The organism is Pseudomonas sp. TH37 (assembly GCF_016650735.1).
GTDB lineage: Bacteria > Pseudomonadota > Gammaproteobacteria > Pseudomonadales > Pseudomonadaceae > Aquipseudomonas > Aquipseudomonas farris.
Genome location: NZ_JAEKFD010000002.1, coordinates 884015 through 900715, shown reverse-complemented (window position 1 = coordinate 900715; position 16701 = coordinate 884015). Strand labels below are relative to the sequence as shown.

General features: G+C 58.9%; 12 protein-coding genes. 4 read left to right on the top strand and 8 right to left on the bottom strand.

What is annotated here, in order from left to right:
• Window positions 1-2: 2 nt before the first annotated feature.
• From JFU11_RS09065 to fdnG, 3 genes are read right to left on the bottom strand one after another with little or no spacing between them, the layout of a single operon-like run.
• Window positions 3-656, bottom strand: a complete 654-nt coding sequence (locus JFU11_RS09065) for a formate dehydrogenase subunit gamma (protein WP_201060427.1) — start codon at window positions 654-656, stop codon at window positions 3-5.
• Window positions 653-1597, bottom strand: a complete 945-nt coding sequence (gene fdxH / locus JFU11_RS09060) for a formate dehydrogenase subunit beta (protein WP_201060426.1) — start codon at window positions 1595-1597, stop codon at window positions 653-655. The genes JFU11_RS09065 and fdxH overlap by 4 nt, the downstream gene beginning before the upstream one ends.
• Window positions 1598-4663: a formate dehydrogenase-N subunit alpha gene (fdnG, locus tag JFU11_RS09055; protein WP_148710218.1), complete on the bottom strand. Its 3066-nt coding sequence runs from the start codon at window positions 4661-4663 to the stop codon at window positions 1598-1600. It abuts the gene before it with no gap.
• A gap of 234 nt (window positions 4664-4897) precedes the next feature.
• Here fdnG and JFU11_RS09050 point away from each other — a divergent pair, with 234 nt between their 5' ends.
• Window positions 4898-6052, top strand: a complete 1155-nt coding sequence (locus tag JFU11_RS09050) for a PatB family C-S lyase (RefSeq protein WP_201060424.1) — start codon at window positions 4898-4900, stop codon at window positions 6050-6052.
• Between the two features lie 79 nt (window positions 6053-6131).
• Here the strand turns inward: JFU11_RS09050 and trbK are convergent, their stop codons facing one another.
• On the bottom strand, window positions 6132-6305 hold the full coding sequence (gene trbK, locus JFU11_RS09045; protein ID WP_123722917.1) for an entry exclusion lipoprotein TrbK: 174 nt from the start codon (window positions 6303-6305) through the stop codon (window positions 6132-6134).
• A gap of 360 nt (window positions 6306-6665) precedes the next feature.
• Here trbK and JFU11_RS09040 point away from each other — a divergent pair, with 360 nt between their 5' ends.
• The 3 genes from JFU11_RS09040 to JFU11_RS09030 all read left to right on the top strand — a co-directional run bounded on the left by JFU11_RS09040 (window position 6666) and on the right by JFU11_RS09030 (window position 9367).
• Window positions 6666-7277, top strand: coding sequence for a Yip1 family protein (locus tag JFU11_RS09040; protein ID WP_123722790.1), 612 nt, complete (start codon window positions 6666-6668; stop codon window positions 7275-7277).
• Window positions 7278-7332: 55 nt separating this feature from the next.
• Window positions 7333-8679: a sodium:proton antiporter gene (locus JFU11_RS09035; protein WP_201060423.1), complete on the top strand. Its 1347-nt coding sequence runs from the start codon at window positions 7333-7335 to the stop codon at window positions 8677-8679.
• A gap of 211 nt (window positions 8680-8890) precedes the next feature.
• Window positions 8891-9367: a hemerythrin domain-containing protein gene (locus tag JFU11_RS09030; RefSeq protein WP_201060422.1), complete on the top strand. Its 477-nt coding sequence runs from the start codon at window positions 8891-8893 to the stop codon at window positions 9365-9367.
• 194 nt (window positions 9368-9561) lie between these two features.
• On the opposite strand, the gene JFU11_RS09025 is transcribed toward JFU11_RS09030, so the two are convergent.
• The 4 genes from JFU11_RS09025 to JFU11_RS09010 all read right to left on the bottom strand — a co-directional run bounded on the left by JFU11_RS09025 (window position 9562) and on the right by JFU11_RS09010 (window position 16576).
• Entirely contained in the window at window positions 9562-11484 is a 1923-nt protein-coding gene (locus JFU11_RS09025) for a PAS domain-containing sensor histidine kinase (RefSeq protein ID WP_201060421.1), read from the bottom strand.
• A 100-nt stretch (window positions 11485-11584) separates the two neighbouring features.
• On the bottom strand, window positions 11585-12505 hold the full coding sequence (locus JFU11_RS09020) for a zeta toxin family protein (RefSeq protein ID WP_201060420.1): 921 nt from the start codon (window positions 12503-12505) through the stop codon (window positions 11585-11587).
• Between the two features lie 127 nt (window positions 12506-12632).
• The gene (locus JFU11_RS09015; protein WP_201060419.1) at window positions 12633-14912 is read right to left on the bottom strand and encodes an ATP-dependent DNA helicase; all 2280 of its coding nucleotides are present in this window, start codon (window positions 14910-14912) and stop codon (window positions 12633-12635) included.
• A complete protein-coding gene (locus JFU11_RS09010; RefSeq protein WP_123722796.1) occupies window positions 14909-16576 on the bottom strand; it encodes a VRR-NUC domain-containing protein in 1668 nt (555 codons plus the stop codon). The genes JFU11_RS09015 and JFU11_RS09010 overlap by 4 nt, the downstream gene beginning before the upstream one ends.
• Between the last annotated feature and the right edge of the window lie 125 nt (window positions 16577-16701).

Sequence of the window (16701 nt, the reverse complement as noted above, 5' to 3'; positions counted from 1 at the left end):
GGTCATCCTTTTTTGGTGATCGGTCGCTCAGGCGTTTCGTCTTGGGTCACTTCCCGGTACCAGAGCTCATGGTGTTTTCTCGCCCAGGCGCGGCTGACCCTGCCACGCACCATGGCGTGGACCGAGCCGCGAATCCAGATACCGGCATAGACGTGGACGATAATGCTCAGCACCAGGATGAACCCCGCCAGCGCATGCAGCAGCATCGCCCAGCGAATACCGGTGATGCCAAAGTACGCGCTGAACCAGGCACGCCAGATCACCAACCCGCTGAACAACAGCACCAGCATGCAGATCAGCAACACCCAAAATAGTAGCTTCTGCCCCGGGTTGTATTTGCCGATTGGCGGCACGCCCGCCTCTTCGTTACGCATGACAGTCCCGACGCGCCTGAGCCACAACCGGTCGTTGGCGCTGAAGTAATTCGCCCGCCAGAAACTGAACACCAGGCCGAGGAACAGCACAAACATCGCCACGCCCATGTACGGATGCAGAATGCGCGTCCACGAACCGCCGCCAAACAGGTTGCTGAGCCAGAACAACCCCGGATGGAACAAGGCCAGCCCCGACAGCGCGGCCATGAGAAACAGAATTGCCACCAGCCAGTGATTGGTGCGCTGGTTGGAGGTGTAGCGCAGGATCGGTTTTTCGTTCATGGCCTGTCCTCCCCGCCGGGTTTCGTCGGATCAAAGGTGTGCACCGATGGATCGAATTCATGCACCGCCGGGTCGAGGGTGACTGGATGTTCGTCCTCCTCGACCAGTTGAGGCCCGACGCGCACGTAATGGAAGAACCCGGCCAGCACCGCCGCGCCCATGGCCAGCAACGCCAGGGGTTTGCTCAGGCCTTTCCACAGGTCCACCAGCGGACTGATCGCCGGGTGATCCGGCAACCCGGCATACAACCTGGGCGTGTCGGCATGGTGCAGCACATACATGACGTGGGTGCCGCCGACGCCTGCGGGGTCATACAAACCGGCGTTTTCGAATCCGCGACTTTTGAGGTCGACGATACGTTCGGCGGCGTGTTCTTTCATGTCTTCCTTGGTGCCGAAAACGATGGCGCCGGTCGGGCAGGTTTTCACGCAGGCCGGCTCCAGCCCCACCGCCACCCGATCCGAACACAGTGTGCATTTATAAGCCTTGTGGTCCTTTTGCGAGATGCGCGGAATGTTGAACGGGCAACCGGTGATGCAATACCCGCAGCCGATGCAATGGTCCTGATCGAAATCGACGATGCCGTTGGCGTGCTTGATGATCGCGCCGGGGCTCGGGCACGCCGCCAGACAGCCGGGCTCGGCGCAGTGCATGCAGCCGTCCTTGCGAATCAGCCATTCGAGGTTGCCGGCGTCGGTTTCATGCTCGGTAAAGCGCATCAAGGTCCAGGTATCTGCGCTGAGGTCTTGAGGGTTGTCGTAAGTGCCGAGGTTGTGACCGACGTCGTCGCGCAGTTCGTTCCATTCCGAGCAGGCGACTTGGCAGGCCTTGCAGCCGATGCACTTGGTGGTGTCGATCAGCTTGGCCACTTCCTCTTGCGTGCGCACCGAGGGCGGCATGGTGGTGGTGGCCGAACGGGCGATGATGTCTTGGCTGGCCATTTAGACTTTCTCCACGTTGACCAGGAATGACTTGGATTCCGGGGTCTGTGTGTTGCCATCGCCGAGGAACGGCACCAGGGTGTTGGTCAGGTAACCGTGACGGGTGGCGCCGGTGAAACCCCAGTGCAACGGGATACCGATCTGGTGCACCACTTGGTTATTGACCTGCAGCGGACGAATCCGCTTGGTCACCACCGCCACCGCTTCGATGTGCCCGCGCTTGGAACTGACCCGAACCCGGTCACCGGCAGCAATGCCCTTCTCCTTGGCCAGCACTTCGCCGATCTCGACAAACTGCTCAGGCTGGGTCACGGCGTTGATCGGGCAATGCTTGGTCCAGAAGTGGAAGTGTTCGGTCAGCCGGTAGCTGGTCGCCGCATAGGGGAAGTCCTTGGCCTGCCCGAGGGTTTCCCAGACTGAATCGAAGATCCGCCCGGCCGGGTTGCTGGTCGCCTGCTTGTTGTTGGGGTGCATCGGGTTGATACCGATGGGCGTCTCGAACGGCTCATAGTGTTCCGGGAACGGCCCTTCGTTCATCTTGTCGAGGGCGAAGAAACGCGCCACGCCTTCGGGGTTCATGATGAACGGGTTCATCCCGGCTTCCGGCGGCACATCGGCCTTGTAGTCAGGCACGTCGGTGCCGGTCCAGACCTTGCCGTTCCACCACACCAGCCGTTTGTTCGGGTCCCATGGTTTGCCTTGAGGGTCGCAAGAGGCGCGGTTGTAGAGGATCCGTCGGTTCATCGGCCAGGCCCAGGCCCAGCCCAGGTTCTGCTTCATGCCGAAAGGATCGCTGTTGTCACGCCGGGCCATCAGGTTGCCCTGCTCGGTCCAGCTGCCGCAGAAAATCCAGCACCCGGACGCCGTGCTGCCATCGTCCTTGAGCTGGCCGAAGCCTGACAGCTGCTGACCGGTCTTGATCACCGCGCCCGAGGCGTCGGTGACATCGGATACGGCGTAGCCGTTGAATTCCCGGGCCAGCTCTTCTGGCGTCGGGTCATCCGGCACTTTGTAGGGCCAGTCGAGCTTGAGGATCGGCTCGGCCCAGGCACCGCCATTGGCCTGATAGCGCTTGCGCAGGCGCAAGAACAACTCGGCCATGATCTTCACGTCCGTGTGCGCCTGCCCCGGGCCATCGGCGCCCTTCCAGTGCCATTGCAGCCAGCGACCGCTGTTGACCAGTGAACCGTTTTCTTCGGCGAAACAGGTGGTGGGCAGACGGATGACTTCGGTCTGGATCTCGGCCGTTTGCACATCGTTGTATGGCCCGACGTTGCGCCAGAACTCCGAGGTTTCGGTGGCCAGTGGGTCCATCACCACCAGCCATTTGAGTTTGGCCAGCGCCTTCATCACCCGGTTCTTGTCCGGCAAGGCGGCGATCGGATTGAAGCCCTGGCACATGTAGCCATTGACCTGCCCCTTGCCCATCATGTCGAACATTTTCAGGATGTCGTAGCCAGGAATGTCCAGCTTGGGCAGCCAGTCGTAACCCCAGTTGTTCTCTGCGGTGGCATTGGCGCCGTACCAGGCTTTCATCAGGCTGACGTGAAACTTGCCGTAGTTCTGCCAATAGGACATCTGCCCAGGACGCAGCGGCTTGAGTGCGCGCTTGGCGATGTAGGCGTTGTAATCCTGTTCAGCTTCGGCCGGCAGGGTCAGGTAACCGGGCAACAGGTTGGACAGCAAGCCCAGGTCGGTCAGGCCCTGGATGTTGGAGTGCCCGCGCAGAGCGTTGACGCCCCCGCCCGGCATGCCGACGTTGCCCAGCAGCAGTTGCACCATGGCCGCGCTGCGGATCATCTGCGAGCCGGTCGAGTGCTGGGTCCAGCCCAGCGCGTAAAGAATCGTCATGGTTTTGCCCGGTTGCGAGCAGGTGGCGATTTCTTCCCAGATTTTCTGCATCGCGTCCACGGGCATGCCGCAGACCTGACTGGCCAGCTCCAGGGTGTAGCGGCTGTAATGCTGCTTCATTAATTGATAGACGCAGCGTGGGTCTTGCAAGGTCGGGTCGACTTTGGCGAAACCGTCCTCGCCGATTTCATAGCCCCAGCCGGACTTGTCGGTATAGGTACGCTTGCTTGCGTCGTAACCGCTGAACAACCCGTCCTCAAAGCCGTAGTTGGCCTTGACGATGAACGACACGTCCGTATAGGCGCGTACGTATTCGTGTTGGATCTTGTCTTCGGTCAGCAGGTAATTGATCAGCCCGCCCATGAAGGCAATGTCGGTGCCGGTGCGGATCGGTGCGTAATAGTCGGCCACCGAGGCCGTACGGGTGAAACGCGGGTCGACCACAATCAGCCGCGCCTTGTTGTGGGCTTTGGCTTCGGTCACCCATTTGAAACCGCAAGGGTGCGCTTCCGCGGCGTTGCCACCCATCACCAGAACCAGATTCGCGTTGGCGATATCGGTCCAGTGGTTGGTCATGGCACCACGGCCATACGTCGGGGCAAGACTTGCCACCGTCGGGCCATGTCAGACACGTGCCTGGTTATCAAACCCCAGCATGCCGAGACTGCGAATCACCTTGTGGGTGATGTACCCCGCTTCGTTGGACGACGCCGACGCCGCGAGGAAACCGGTGGTCAGCCAGCGGTTCACCGTTTGCCCCTGGGCGTTCTTCTCGATGAAGTTGGCGTCGCGGTCGGCCTTCATCAGGTCGGCGATGCGATCCAGCGCTTCATCCCAGGAGATTCGCGTCCACTCCGTAGTGCCGGGCTTGCGTACCTGCGGGTACTGGAGACGGCTGGGGCTGTGAATGAAATCGAGCAGGCCTGCGCCTTTGGGGCAGAGCGTGCCGCGATTGACGGGGTGGTCGGCATCGCCTTCGATGTGGATGATGCTCTGGGCGACATTCTTCGCGTTGTCGCCCTGGCTGTACATGATCAAGCCGCAACCGACCGAGCAATACGGGCAGGTGTTGCGGGTTTCATGGGTATGGGCGAGCTTGAAATGACGCACTTGTTCGGCGAAAGCTGGCGTCGGGGCCATGCCCAGCGCGCCGAGGCTTGAGCCCGCAAGGCCGAGACCAGCGACCTTGAAGAACTGACGACGGTTGAGGTCCATCGTGCACTCCTGATCAGGTGGAAACCCGGTGCGTTGGCCGGATTTTTCTGGACGATCACGGTGACGGCAGCGCAGCTACCGCCAATTAGAACTTTAGACAGTATTGCCGTGCACGGTCTGAAAACCGACCGTCGGCGGCTTATCGGTCACACACTGCTGCGCAATTCGCCAGCGGCAAAGGTTGGCGCTTATCATGACCGCCGGATTAACCCCCTGCCTTTTATGAGACTGAGCATGACTTTCGATTTTGATCAGGTGTTCGACCGCCATGGCACCGGCAGTACCAAATGGAGCCGCTACCCGGCCGACGTGTTGCCGATGTGGGTCGCCGACATGGACTTTGCCGCGCCACCAGCGATCATTCAGGCGCTGCAAAAACGCCTGGAACACCCGATGCTCGGTTACAGCGTGGCGCAGGATGACTTGCGTGACACCATCGTCGCCGACCTTTGGAACAAGTACGCCTGGCGTGTGCAACCTCAGGAGCTGGTCTTCCTGCCGGGTATCGAGTCGGGTTTCAACATGGCCCTGCATGCGCTGGTTCAGCCGCAGCAGAACGTGGTCGTGCAAACGCCAAACTACCCGCCGCTGCGCCATGCACCGGGCCACTGGCAGTTGAACAAGGTCGAACTGGACTTCGACGTGTTGGCCGATGGTACGTATGCGACGCCGCTCGATGCCTTGCGCGAGGCGCTGCAAGGGGGCGGCGCGCTGCTGCTGAGCAACCCGCATAATCCGTTGGGCAAGGTCTTCCCGCGCGAAGAACTGCAAGCAGTCGCCGACATTTGTCTGGAGCAGGACGCCTGGATCATCTCCGACGAGATCCATTCCGAGCTGTGCTTCGACGGGCGCGTACACATTCCGACCGCCTCGCTCAGCCCAGAAATCGCCAAGCGCACCATCACCCTGATGTCGGCGAGCAAGGCCTACAACATCGCCGGTTTGAAGACGGCGTTCATGATCATTCAGGACGCGGCACTGCGCCATCGGGTCAACAGCGCCCGTTGCGGCATGGTCGACAGCGTCAACCCGCTGGGCCTGGAAGCCACCCGCGTTGCCTACAGTAAAGGCGGCCCGTGGCTGACCGAGCTCATGGCCTACCTGCAAAGCAATCGGGATTATCTGGTGGAGGCGGTTCGCACGCGGTTGCCGGGTGTGAGCATGAACATACCCCAAGGCACTTACCTGGCGTGGTTCGACTGCACGGCACTGGGGCTGGACAACCCGCAGCACTTCTTCCTCGAACAAGCCAAGGTCGGCCTGAGCGCCGGGCTGGATTTCGGCGATAACGCCCAGCAGTTCGTGCGCCTGAACTTCGGTTGCCCGCGGGCGCTGCTGGAGGAAGGGATCGCGCGGATGGAGCGTAGTTTGCGTAACCGCCAGGCCTGACGGCTCAGCTAGACGCCGAAAACCCGATGCCAGTGCATCGGGTTTTTTTCTGGGCGATATGCGCAGTATCGAATCCCGTTCAAGGCGTTATGCGCTCCATGCAAGCCTTGATGAAGGCTTCCCGCTTCTGATCGTCCGGCAGCTTCATGAAGTTTTTCGGCTCGCAATTTTTCTCATTCACTTCGTATTTGTTTTCGCAGCCTGCGAGACATGCCAACGATAGTGCCAGTGCAACGAGCGATTGGGTGTTCATGAGCAACTCCTCATCGAGTTTCTTGCATCGCATTGAGCCTAACTCATGAGTTGAGTGTATGCAGGAACAGCGAAGCCGATGCTCTGACCTGACCTGTAGCAGCTGGCGCAGCCTGCGTTCGGCTGCGCAGCAGTCGCCAAACCATCCACCGCAGTGTTTGAGCAGAAACTGTGCATTCAGGATTTACGACTGCTTCGCAGCCGAACGCAGCCTCGCGGGCTCGGCAGCTGCTACAGGGCCGATCGCAGGCTCCGGCAGACCGCCCATGATGCCCTGATAAAAAATGAACCCCCGGCGATGGATGCACCTCAATACTTCTAGGGGCTCCTATGCCGGGCCGCTCGCTATATGGAGGTCGTCATGTCCGCACCTTTCGTCAGGCTGTTCACTCAGCCCAATTTCGTCTGGACAGATATTCGTAAGGAAGAGGAAGCGCATCCGCGCCATTACCTCGCTCATTTGCTGTTGCTCGCCCTGATCCCCGCGGTGTGTCTGTTTATCGGGACCACCTACGTCGGCTGGAGCCTGGCCGAGAACGAAACGGTCAAACTCAGTGCCTCCAGCGCCCTGCAACTCTGCGGGCTGCTGTACCTGAGCATCATTGTCGGCGTGGTGCTGATGGGGCTGTTCATCCGCTGGATGTCGCGCACCTTCGACTCACGCCCCAACGTCAATCAGTGCATCGGTTTTGCCGCCTACACCGTTACCCCATTCTTCCTCGCAGGTATCGCCGGGCTCTACCCGAGTCGCTGGCTGGCGATTACGGTGCTGGGAGCCGCCTCCCTCTATTCAACGTTTCTGCTGTTCGTCGGTTTGCCGATCTTCATGCACGAGCGCAAGGAGGAAGGCCTGCTGAATGCGGCGAGCGTATGGGGCGTCGGGCTATTGGTGTTAGTGACTATCCTGGTGGAGATGATTCTGCTCTGGTTCAACTATCTGGGACCTGAGTACGTGCGCGTGACCGGCGTGTGATTATCCTGAGTCCGCCATCCGCCGGCGATCGGCGGTACACCTCCGAGAACCGGGCATGAGCTTCATTGTATGGGTGGCGGTGTTGGGTGCGGTGCTGCTGACCCTGGCACTGACCTCGTCCTATCTGCGCTGGATGCCGGTGACCACGTCGGCGGTGTGCCTGGCGCTGGGCGTGGCGATCGGTCCGGCGGGCTTGGGTTTGCTGAAGCTGGACATCAAGGACGCGGCGGTCTGGATGGAGCACCTGACTGAGGTCGCGGTGCTCTTTTCGCTATTTGTCTGCGGACTCAAATTGCGCCTGCCGCTCAAGGATCGCCAATGGCGAATAGCATTCGGCCTGGCGGGACCGGTGATGATCTTGACCATCATTGGCGTGAGCCTTTTGCTGCATTACGGCTTTGCCCTGGCCTGGGGGCCCTCGCTGCTGATCGGGGCGATTCTGGCCCCCACCGATCCGGTACTGGCCTCGCTGGTGCAAGTCAACGACGCCAGGGATTACGATTCGGTGCGTTTCGGGCTCTCCGGTGAGGCGGGCCTCAACGACGGCATCGCCTTCCCCTTCGTGATCCTCGGTTTGTTGTTTGTGCAACAGAGCGGCAATAGCGAGGCCTGGCTCGGTGAGTGGGCATTGAAAAGTGTGCTGTGGGCCGTGCCTGCCGGTTTGTTCACCGGTTACTGGATGGGCCACGGCATAGGTCGCTTGACCTTGTCGATGCGCATCCGCAATGCCGACAGCACCATTTCTCCCAACGATTACCTGACCCTGGCGCTGATCGCCCTCGCTTATGTCGCGGCCGAGGAGATCCATGCCTATGGCTTTTTATCGGTATTCGCCGCCGGCCTCGGGTTGCGGCAGGCCGAAGTCAAATCCACCGGCGACGCGCGGATTCCCGCCGAGCATCTGGTGCAACCGGTGGTTGGCCACCAGAACGTCGAACCTGCGGCTGCCGTCCACGGCGACGTAACGAATTTGCCAGAAACCCAAGTCGCGGCCGGCATCATGATGGGCGACATGCTGGCATTCGGCAGTTTGGTGGAGCGCGCCATGGAAGTGTTTCTGGTCACCCTGCTGGGCGTCGTGCTGGTGGGCCACTGGGATTGGCGAGCGTTGGTGGTTGCGCTGGTGTTGTTCTGTGTCATTCGTCCCTTTTGCGTATGGCTCATACCGTGGGGGCGCTTGCTAGACAGCCGTCAGCGGCTGTTGATCGGCTGGTTCGGGATTCGCGGGATCGGGAGCTTTTATTACCTGTTCTACGCCTTGAACCATGACCTCGGTCCGGCGGCGGCGACGCTGTGCACCGACCTGACGTTGTCGGTGGTGGCGCTGAGCATTCTGGCGCATGGCATCAGTACTCAACCGATGCTGGCCCGTTATGAGCGGCGCAATCAGCAAGACGTCTGACGGTTTCCCCCTTCGGTCAACCTGCATTGGACAGCAACAAATATTCATGCAGGTTGCACGACAAACGTCGTTTCTATTCGATCACATCCCTCTGTTTTTCATGGTTTTTTGGTAAACCTTGAAACAGGCACGAGAAATGCTCCAGCAGTGTGAGCGACAACGGCAGCAAGACCGTTTGCGCGTGCCCCGTGACTAGACAAGAGGTTTGACCATGAACGCCATTGACCTGTTGAAAGCCGACCATGAACGCGTAAAAGGAATCCTGGCCCAGTTGAGCGAATCCACCGAGCGTGGGGTTAAAAAGCGCACCGAGTTGCTGGCAAAACTGGAAATGGAAATCAAGATCCATACCCGTCTGGAAGAGGAAGTCTTGTATCCGGCGTATAAAAAAGCCGGGGGCAAGGAGCAGGACATCATGTATTACGAAGCCAAGGAAGAACATCGCACCGTCGACACGCTGGTGCTTCCCGACCTGAAAACCACTGATCCCTCTACCGTCGAATTTTCCGGTCGAGTGAAAGTGGTCAAGGAGTTGCTGGAACATCACATTGAAGAAGAGGAAAAGGAAATGTTTCCTCAGGCCAAAAAACTGCTGGGCAAAACGACGCTCGACGAATTGGGGGCGGAGATGGAAAGCCTGAAAGCCCGATACAAAAAAGAGCTGGGCGCGCCCGATCTCGCTGCTTGATGGAGGGAATAGCAAAGCCCGGCGAATGACTTGCGAGAGTCTTGAGTCAGTGAGAAACCTGTGGCGAGGGAGCTTGCTCCCGCTTGAGTGCGTAGCGCTCATAAAAATCGGCAATGGTTGTCAGATTTTTGGGACCGCTATGCAGGCCAGCGCGAGCAAGCTCGCTCGCTCGCTCGCTCGCCACAAAGGAGCACTCACTTCATCGCCAAGGCAATGACTTCTACCAGATTAAGTTGGGTAAAGGGCTTGGACAGGCGTGGAAGTCTGGTCGCGAAGCCTTCCAGGCGCTCGGCGTAACCGGTGGCGAGAATGATCGGCAGGTGTGGCCTTATCACCCGAATAGCCTGCGCCAATTGCGCGCCACTCATCTTGGGCATGACCATGTCTGTAATGACCAGGTCAACGTCGTGCTCGCTGTCGAACAGCTCCAGTGCCTGTGCGCCGGATGCTGCACTGATTACCCGATGGCCCAGGTCCTCAAGCAACAGGCTGGTACTGGTCAACACCAGACTGTCGTCGTCCACGACCAACACACACAGACGAGGCACCCGCGACATGGCGGCCTCCTCAACAGCGGGTTCGGTGGTCGAGTCGGCTAGCGCAACAGGTAACCAGAGTTCGGCGGTGGTGCCGACGTCTTTCTGGCTTTTGAGGATGAAACGTCCACCCAGTTGTTCAGTAAACCCGTGAACCATCGACAACCCCAGGCCAGTGCCTTTGCCGACGCCTTTTGTAGTGAAGAAAGGGTCCATTGCCGACGCCAGGGTAGCGTCATCCATGCCCTCCCCTATATCCGTGACACTCAGGCAGACATAGCGGCCTGGCGCCAGGGCTAATCTCGACTGATCGCAGACCTCTTCTGTCTGGGCTCTGATGATGAGTTTTCCACCGTCGGGCATGGCATCGCGGGCGTTGGTCGCCAGGTTCAGTACCGCCAATTCGAGCTGATTGACGTCGGCCATGACCGGTTCAAGTCCAGGCGCAAAGCGCGTTTCTATGCTCACCGACGGCCCCAGAGAACTGCGCAACAGCCCGGTAATCCCCTGTATCAGCGTTGGTATCTCGACGGATTCGGTCTTGAGTTCCTGACGCCTGGCAAACGCCAGCATGCGCTGGGTCAAGGAAACGCCACGCAAGGCGCCTTGAGTGGCATTGTCGAGCAAACGGGTAATTCTCGGGTCGTCCGCCGCACGTTTGCGAATGATTTCCAGATTGCCGAGGATAACGGTCAGCAAATTATTGAAGTCGTGGGCAATTCCTCCGCTGAGTTGACCGATGGCCTGCATCTTTTGCGCCTGAAACAACGCTTCTCGGGTTTTTTCAAGCGCTTGCTGGGCCTGGGTGACCTCGGTGATATCCCGAGTGATCTTGGCAAATCCCAGCAACGTGCCGGTTTCGCCCCAAATCGGGTCGACCACCACATGCGCGAAAAACCGCGTGCCGTCCTTGCGCATGCGCCAGGCCTTGTTTTCGAATCGCCCCTCGCGCGTAGCAATTTCCAGCGCCCGTTGCGGTTCACCGGCTTCACGGTCTTCAGGGGTGTAGAACATCGAGAAATGCTGGCCGATCACTTCTTCGGGCCGATATCCCTTGATTCGCTGAGCCCCCAGATTCCAGTTGGTCAGGCGTCCATCCGGGGCGAGCATATAGATGGCATAGTCGGTGACGCTCTGCACTAGCAGCCGGAACTGCTGCTCACTTTGTTTGAGGGTTTCTTCAGCGATTTTGCGGTCGGTCAAATCCCGGGTGATCTTGGCAAAACCCAGCAATTTGCCCGACGGATCTAAAATGGGATCGATGATGACGTGGGACCAAAAATGCGTGCCGTCCTTGCGAACCCGCCAGCCTTCACCCTCGAAACGCCCTTTGTGAATAGCGGTATCAAGAGCGCGCTGAGGCAAACCGGCCTTGCGATCCTCCTCGGTATAAAAACGCGAGAAATGCTGGCCGAGAATTTCCGCTTCCTCATACCCTTTGAAACGCTTGGCGCCAGCGTTCCAACTGGTGATGATGCCATCGGGGTCAATCATGTAGATCGCATAGTCGACCACGGCATCGATCAACAGACGAAAGCGCATCTCCTCGATGGCATTGGTCTTGGTCCGGTCATCGCTCATGGATCCCGCCCTTATTGTTGTTCTTCTGGAGTATGCGACAAACCGCACGTTTGGAAATTCAAAAAACCAATACGTTGGTATGCCGCAGTGGCGCGATGGATTATCGGTACACGTATTTGACGATATAGGCGTACAGATCGTTGTAGACAAAGTCCGGCACGTGCTCAGCGTAGGTCTGGGTTTTGAGCAGTGCCAGATGACACTCTTTTATCATTTCGTCGCGATCACTCATGGTGTAGATGTGATTGTCGACGATCCTCCCGTAGGCGCTGTACGTATAAGGCGCCGTTGTTCCTGCGATGGTCAAGCTCCCGTCGGCGGCTTTGGTATAAGTGCTTTGAGCGCGCAAGGTCCGTTCCTTCAATGCCCCGAATCCGCGCTCGTACAAGGTGATTTGCGAGCCGCTGACCGCTTTGGCAGCCGTCTCGCAGGCCAGGATGATCGCCTGTGCGTTACTCATGCTGGCATCCAGCATCGACACAGTGACGAACCTTTCCATTTCCTGCTTTTCCAGGCTCTTGAGTGCTCTTTTGATGCTCGATGCATGAGCGAACTCTTGATTGCAGGCGACGATATGGGTCTCGACCTGGTAGCCGGCTGCCGTCACCACGGGTGGAAAAGCAATGAAATCGGTGCTGTCGAATGCGCATTCCATGATTATGTTGTATTTGCGCGTAAACGCCTCTGCGAAGATCTTCGTGATGACGTCCCGGACAAATGCTTCCGTATGCTCATAAGCGTGCAGGACACCGAGTTTGATCAGCTCGGCGTATTGAGGGTGTTTTTTTCGGTAGTCGGGCAGGTACAGACGAACGTAGTTGTCGTAGCGTTTCGAGGGCAGGAGGCTTTTTTCCAACAGATACGTTTTACCTGACCCTTGCAGCCCGGCAACGACCAGCATTTTCGGGGTTGCCTCAGTAGTGATGCCGGTGAACAGCGTCGCGGTGATTTCAGTGAATGCTGCAGTGACCTGCTCTGGGGTGTAAGTGTAATTCGGGGTTATATTCGGGGCTGCTGACATACCTTGATTTCCTTATCAAAGATTCGCTTGAAAGTGATTGCTGCCCTTTGAATAAAGCGCTGTTTCGTGGTTTGTTCAAATGAGCGTGTCTTTCAAGATATGTCACTGTTTTATAAAGTAAATATTCCTACAGAACAGAAGGAGATTGCGTCGATTCAACTGACCACCAGCGCGGCAACAATTGCTTGACCTTGCTCTCGCCAAACCGGTCATCGATCAGCATCACTATCCCTTGATCCTGCTGAGTGCGGATCACCCGCCCCGCTGCTTGCACGACTTTCTGCACCCCAGGAAACAGGTAGGTGTAGTCATACCCGGCACCGAAAATCGCCGCCATGCGCTGTTTCATCTGTTCGTTGACCGGATTCAGTTGCGCCAGACCCAGGGTGGCAATGAATGCACCAATCAATCGCGCGCCGGGCAGATCGATGCCTTCGCCGAATGCGCCACCCAGCACCGCAAACCCTACGCCCTGACTATGGACGGTGAATTGATCGAGAAACGCCTGACGAGGCCCTTCCCCCATTCCCCGGGACTGCGACCACAGCGTGATGTGCGGATGCCGTTCGGCCAACAACTGGGCCACTTGCTGCAAATAATCGAAGCTGCTGAAGAACGCCAGGTAGTTACCGGGGCGCTGGGTGAACTGTTTGGCGATCAGCTCGACGATGGGTTCAAGGGATGCCTGACGATGGATATAGCGGGTCGAAATCTGGCTGACGATGTGCACTTGCAACTGTTCGGCGCTGAACGGCGACTCCACATCAATCCAGACTGTATTCGCCGGTGTTCCCAGCAAATCAGCGTAGTAATGCCGAGGGCTCAGGGTGGCGGAAAACAGCACGGAGCTACGCGCAGCAGTCAGACGCGGGCGAATGAAAGCGGCGGGCACAACATTGCGCAGGCACAGTTGCGACAGGTTGCGCTTGCGGTCGAGGTCGCGTTTGCTGATGTCGAACAGGAAATGCTCATCGAACAGTTCAGCCACACGGCCGAATTGCAGCATGTCGAAGTAAAAATTCTGCAACCCGCTGTCCAGGCCCTGAGGGTGATCATTGAGGTAGTCGCCGATGCTCGCGCAGCATAAGGACAGCGCCTGAAGCAGTTTTTCCGGGGCTTTGTCGTAGGCTTGATAGGGGCTCAGTTGCTGATCATGCAGGGCGTTCCATTCGCGATTGACCCGTTGCAAGGATCTCTTCAGTGGCTCAGGCGCGGTTTTTCGCACGCTGTTCAACGTCGCCTGATCGAGGCTGGCGCTGTACATCTGCCGGCCACGCTCTACCAGATTGTGGGCTTCGTCCACCAACACGGCGACTTTCCAGTTATTGGCCTGGGCCAGCCCGAACAGCAATGCGCTGAAGTCGAAATAGTAGTTGTAGTCAGCGACTACCACGTCTGCCCAGCGGGCCATTTCCTGGCTCAGGTAGTAGGGGCAAACGTCGTGCTGCAGGGCAACCTCGCGCAAGGCACTCTGGTTCAGCAGGCTCAGTTGGCTGGCGGCCTGGCGCGCGGCCGGCAAACGATCATAAAAGCCCTGGGCCAACGGGCACGACTCGCCATGGCAGGCCTTGTCCGGGTGCTCGCAAGCCTTGTCCCGGGCGATCATCTCAAGGACTCGCAATGGCGGAGCGTCGGCGCTGTCGAGGATGACCTGCGCGGCGTCCAGCGCCAATTTGCGCCCCGGGGTTTTCGCCGTGAGGAAAAACACCTTGTCCAATTGTTGCGGCGCCAGCGCCTTGAGCATCGGGAACAGCGTGCCGACCGTCTTGCCGATACCGGTCGGTGCCTGGGCCATCAGGCACCGACCAGTGCTGACAGCCTTGAACACCGATTCGGCCAGATGCCGTTGTCCGGGACGAAAATCGGCATGGGGAAATGCCAGCTGTTGCGCCGCCAGATTGCGCCCTTCGCGATGGGCCATTTCCTGCTCGGCCCAGTGCAGGAACAATCCGCAATGGTGCTCGAAAAACAGCTGCAATTCGGTGGCGCTGAAGGCCTCGACCAGACAGGTTTCCTTTTCGCTGACGATGTCGAAGTACACCAGCGCCAGATTAATCTGCTCCAACTGCAGTTTCTGGCACATCAACCCACCGTAGATCTTGGCCTGCGCCCAATGCAACTGCCGGTGGTTGGCCGGTTGCTTGCCCAGGTCGCCACGGTAGGTTTTGACTTCTTCGAGGCAGTTTTGCGCCGGATCGTAGCCGTCCGCCCGGCCTTTCACGGTCAAGGTTCGATACTGGCCCTCAAGCGCGACCTCGCTCTGGTAACCCTCGCTGCGCCGTGACGCCACGGTGCGATGCCCGACGATGCCTTCCAGCGCAGTCGGTGACGGGGTGAAGCGCAAGTCGAGGTCGCCGACCTTGGCGGTGAATTCACACAGCGCCCGCACCGCAATGCTGTAGCTCACGCGCCCTGCTCCGCCCATTGCACGTAGCACACTGCGATCGGCATCTGGTGCTCGTGACAGAATTCCAGCCAGCGCAATTGATTGTCTTGCAACCGATCGCCGGGGCCTTTGACTTCGATCATGCGGTAGGTTTTGTCTTGCGGCCAAAACTGGATCAGGTCCGGCATGCCGGCGCGGTTGGCCTTGATGTCGAGCAACAGTCGATTGAACCAGTGCTTGAGGTGTTCTGCGGGCAGACAGTCGAGTGCCTGCTCAAGCAGTTCCTCGCTCAGCACGCCCCAGAAGACGAACGGCGACTGCACGCCCCACTTGGCGCTGTAACGCTCGCGGACAGTTTGCACATAACGTCCGTCATCGAGTTCGGCGAGGCAGGCCTGGAACAGATCCGCGCGCCGCGCATGGAAGTCTTCATTGAGCAGGTCCACCGGCCCGCGCTGGAACGGGTGAAAAAACGCCCCCGGCAAAGGCGCGAAGATCGCCGGCCAGCACAGCAGCCCGAACAGTGAGTTGATCAGGCTGTTCTCGACGTAATGCACCGGCGCCGAATCGTCCGCCAGGTGGGCCTGAACGTAAGACTCCACCGACAACGCCGGATCGTGCCTGGGCAGTTGCAGGTCCAGACGCTGCATGGCCCGAGGGGCTGGCCGCTTGATCGGCGGCCCGCCCAGTTTGCGCCGCAGTCTGGGCAGCACACGCGATAGATGCTGATGCTCGGCAGCGCTTTCAGGGGCTTGCTCGGCGTGGGTGGCCAGGTCCATAGCCAGTTGGTATTCAGCACAGCGCTCCAGCACGCGAATCAGCCGCAGACGCGCGCCGGGGTAGGCGCATTCGCGGTAGAGGCTCAGGGCGGTGGAAAAATCCGCGACGCGCTCGCAATGCTGACCGATCTGGAACAGCAGTTTGCCGCGACGTCTTTGCAGCCAGGGATTGTCGAGCGGCAGACCGTTGATCTGCTCGACAATCGTCGTCACGTCTTCACCGGCCTCGAAACGCTGCTGACAGTTGTGCAGGAACAGGCAGGCATCGACGTCCTCGCGACTGCGCAAGCCTCGGGACTCGGCGCAGAACTCGACTTTTTCGTAGGTAAAGATGCCCAGGTCGGCCAGCACGAACTCCGACCAGTCCTGGTAAAGGTTGCCGAAGAACATCAGTCGCAGCCGGTCGCACAGGCCCATGACGGTCAGGCTGAACAACCGGTCATTCAGTGCCGGACACCATTGGGCAAAACTTTGCGCTTCGGGAAACTGCTCGCTCAGGGTCGGCAGCCAATCGGTTTTTTTGCCCTTGGGCTGATCGATGGCGCTGCCAAAGCACTGGAGAATCTCGGCCTTGAGCAATACCTCGAACAAGTCCTCGATGTGCAACGGAGACTGCTGGTCGATCCAGCCCGATGCCAGTAGCGGCGCCGCAGCGCTGTCGATGTCGCCGATCTCGACGTAACTCAGTTTGCCGGCCCTGAAATGCACGCCCTTGCGCATCACCAGTCTGACCAGCAGGGCTTGGGACTCGCGGGGCAGTCGATTGAAGTCGCGGATGAAATCCTGCTCCTCGACGCTCAACACATCGGCATAACGATGCTCAAGCCAATCAAGCACTTGCATGAAGTTGTTCAAGTAATAGAACGGATCATCGAGAGGATTTACAATCACGGGCAAAAGGGCCATGGCAAACGAGTACTGGTTATGCGTACAGATACCAGCTATGCCCTACCCGGTGCAAACGGAAAAGGATCAGTGGCGACGCTATTCGGTAATTTTCGGGTGACCATCGAACTTTCTGCCATTCCATC

Coding starts and splice junctions, on each gene's coding strand:
- JFU11_RS09065 (WP_201060427.1), bottom strand. CDS start 656: ATGAACGAAAAACCGATCCTGCGCTACACCTCCAACCAGCGCACCAAT.
- fdxH (WP_201060426.1), bottom strand. CDS start 1,597: ATGGCCAGCCAAGACATCATCGCCCGTTCGGCCACCACCACCATGCCG.
- JFU11_RS09050 (WP_201060424.1), top strand. CDS start 4,898: ATGACTTTCGATTTTGATCAGGTGTTCGACCGCCATGGCACCGGCAGT.
- trbK (WP_123722917.1), bottom strand. CDS start 6,305: ATGAACACCCAATCGCTCGTTGCACTGGCACTATCGTTGGCATGTCTC.
- JFU11_RS09040 (WP_123722790.1), top strand. CDS start 6,666: ATGTCCGCACCTTTCGTCAGGCTGTTCACTCAGCCCAATTTCGTCTGG.
- JFU11_RS09035 (WP_201060423.1), top strand. CDS start 7,333: ATGAGCTTCATTGTATGGGTGGCGGTGTTGGGTGCGGTGCTGCTGACC.
- JFU11_RS09030 (WP_201060422.1), top strand. CDS start 8,891: ATGAACGCCATTGACCTGTTGAAAGCCGACCATGAACGCGTAAAAGGA.
- JFU11_RS09025 (WP_201060421.1), bottom strand. CDS start 11,484: ATGAGCGATGACCGGACCAAGACCAATGCCATCGAGGAGATGCGCTTT.
- JFU11_RS09020 (WP_201060420.1), bottom strand. CDS start 12,505: ATGTCAGCAGCCCCGAATATAACCCCGAATTACACTTACACCCCAGAG.
- JFU11_RS09010 (WP_123722796.1), bottom strand. CDS start 16,576: ATGGCCCTTTTGCCCGTGATTGTAAATCCTCTCGATGATCCGTTCTAT.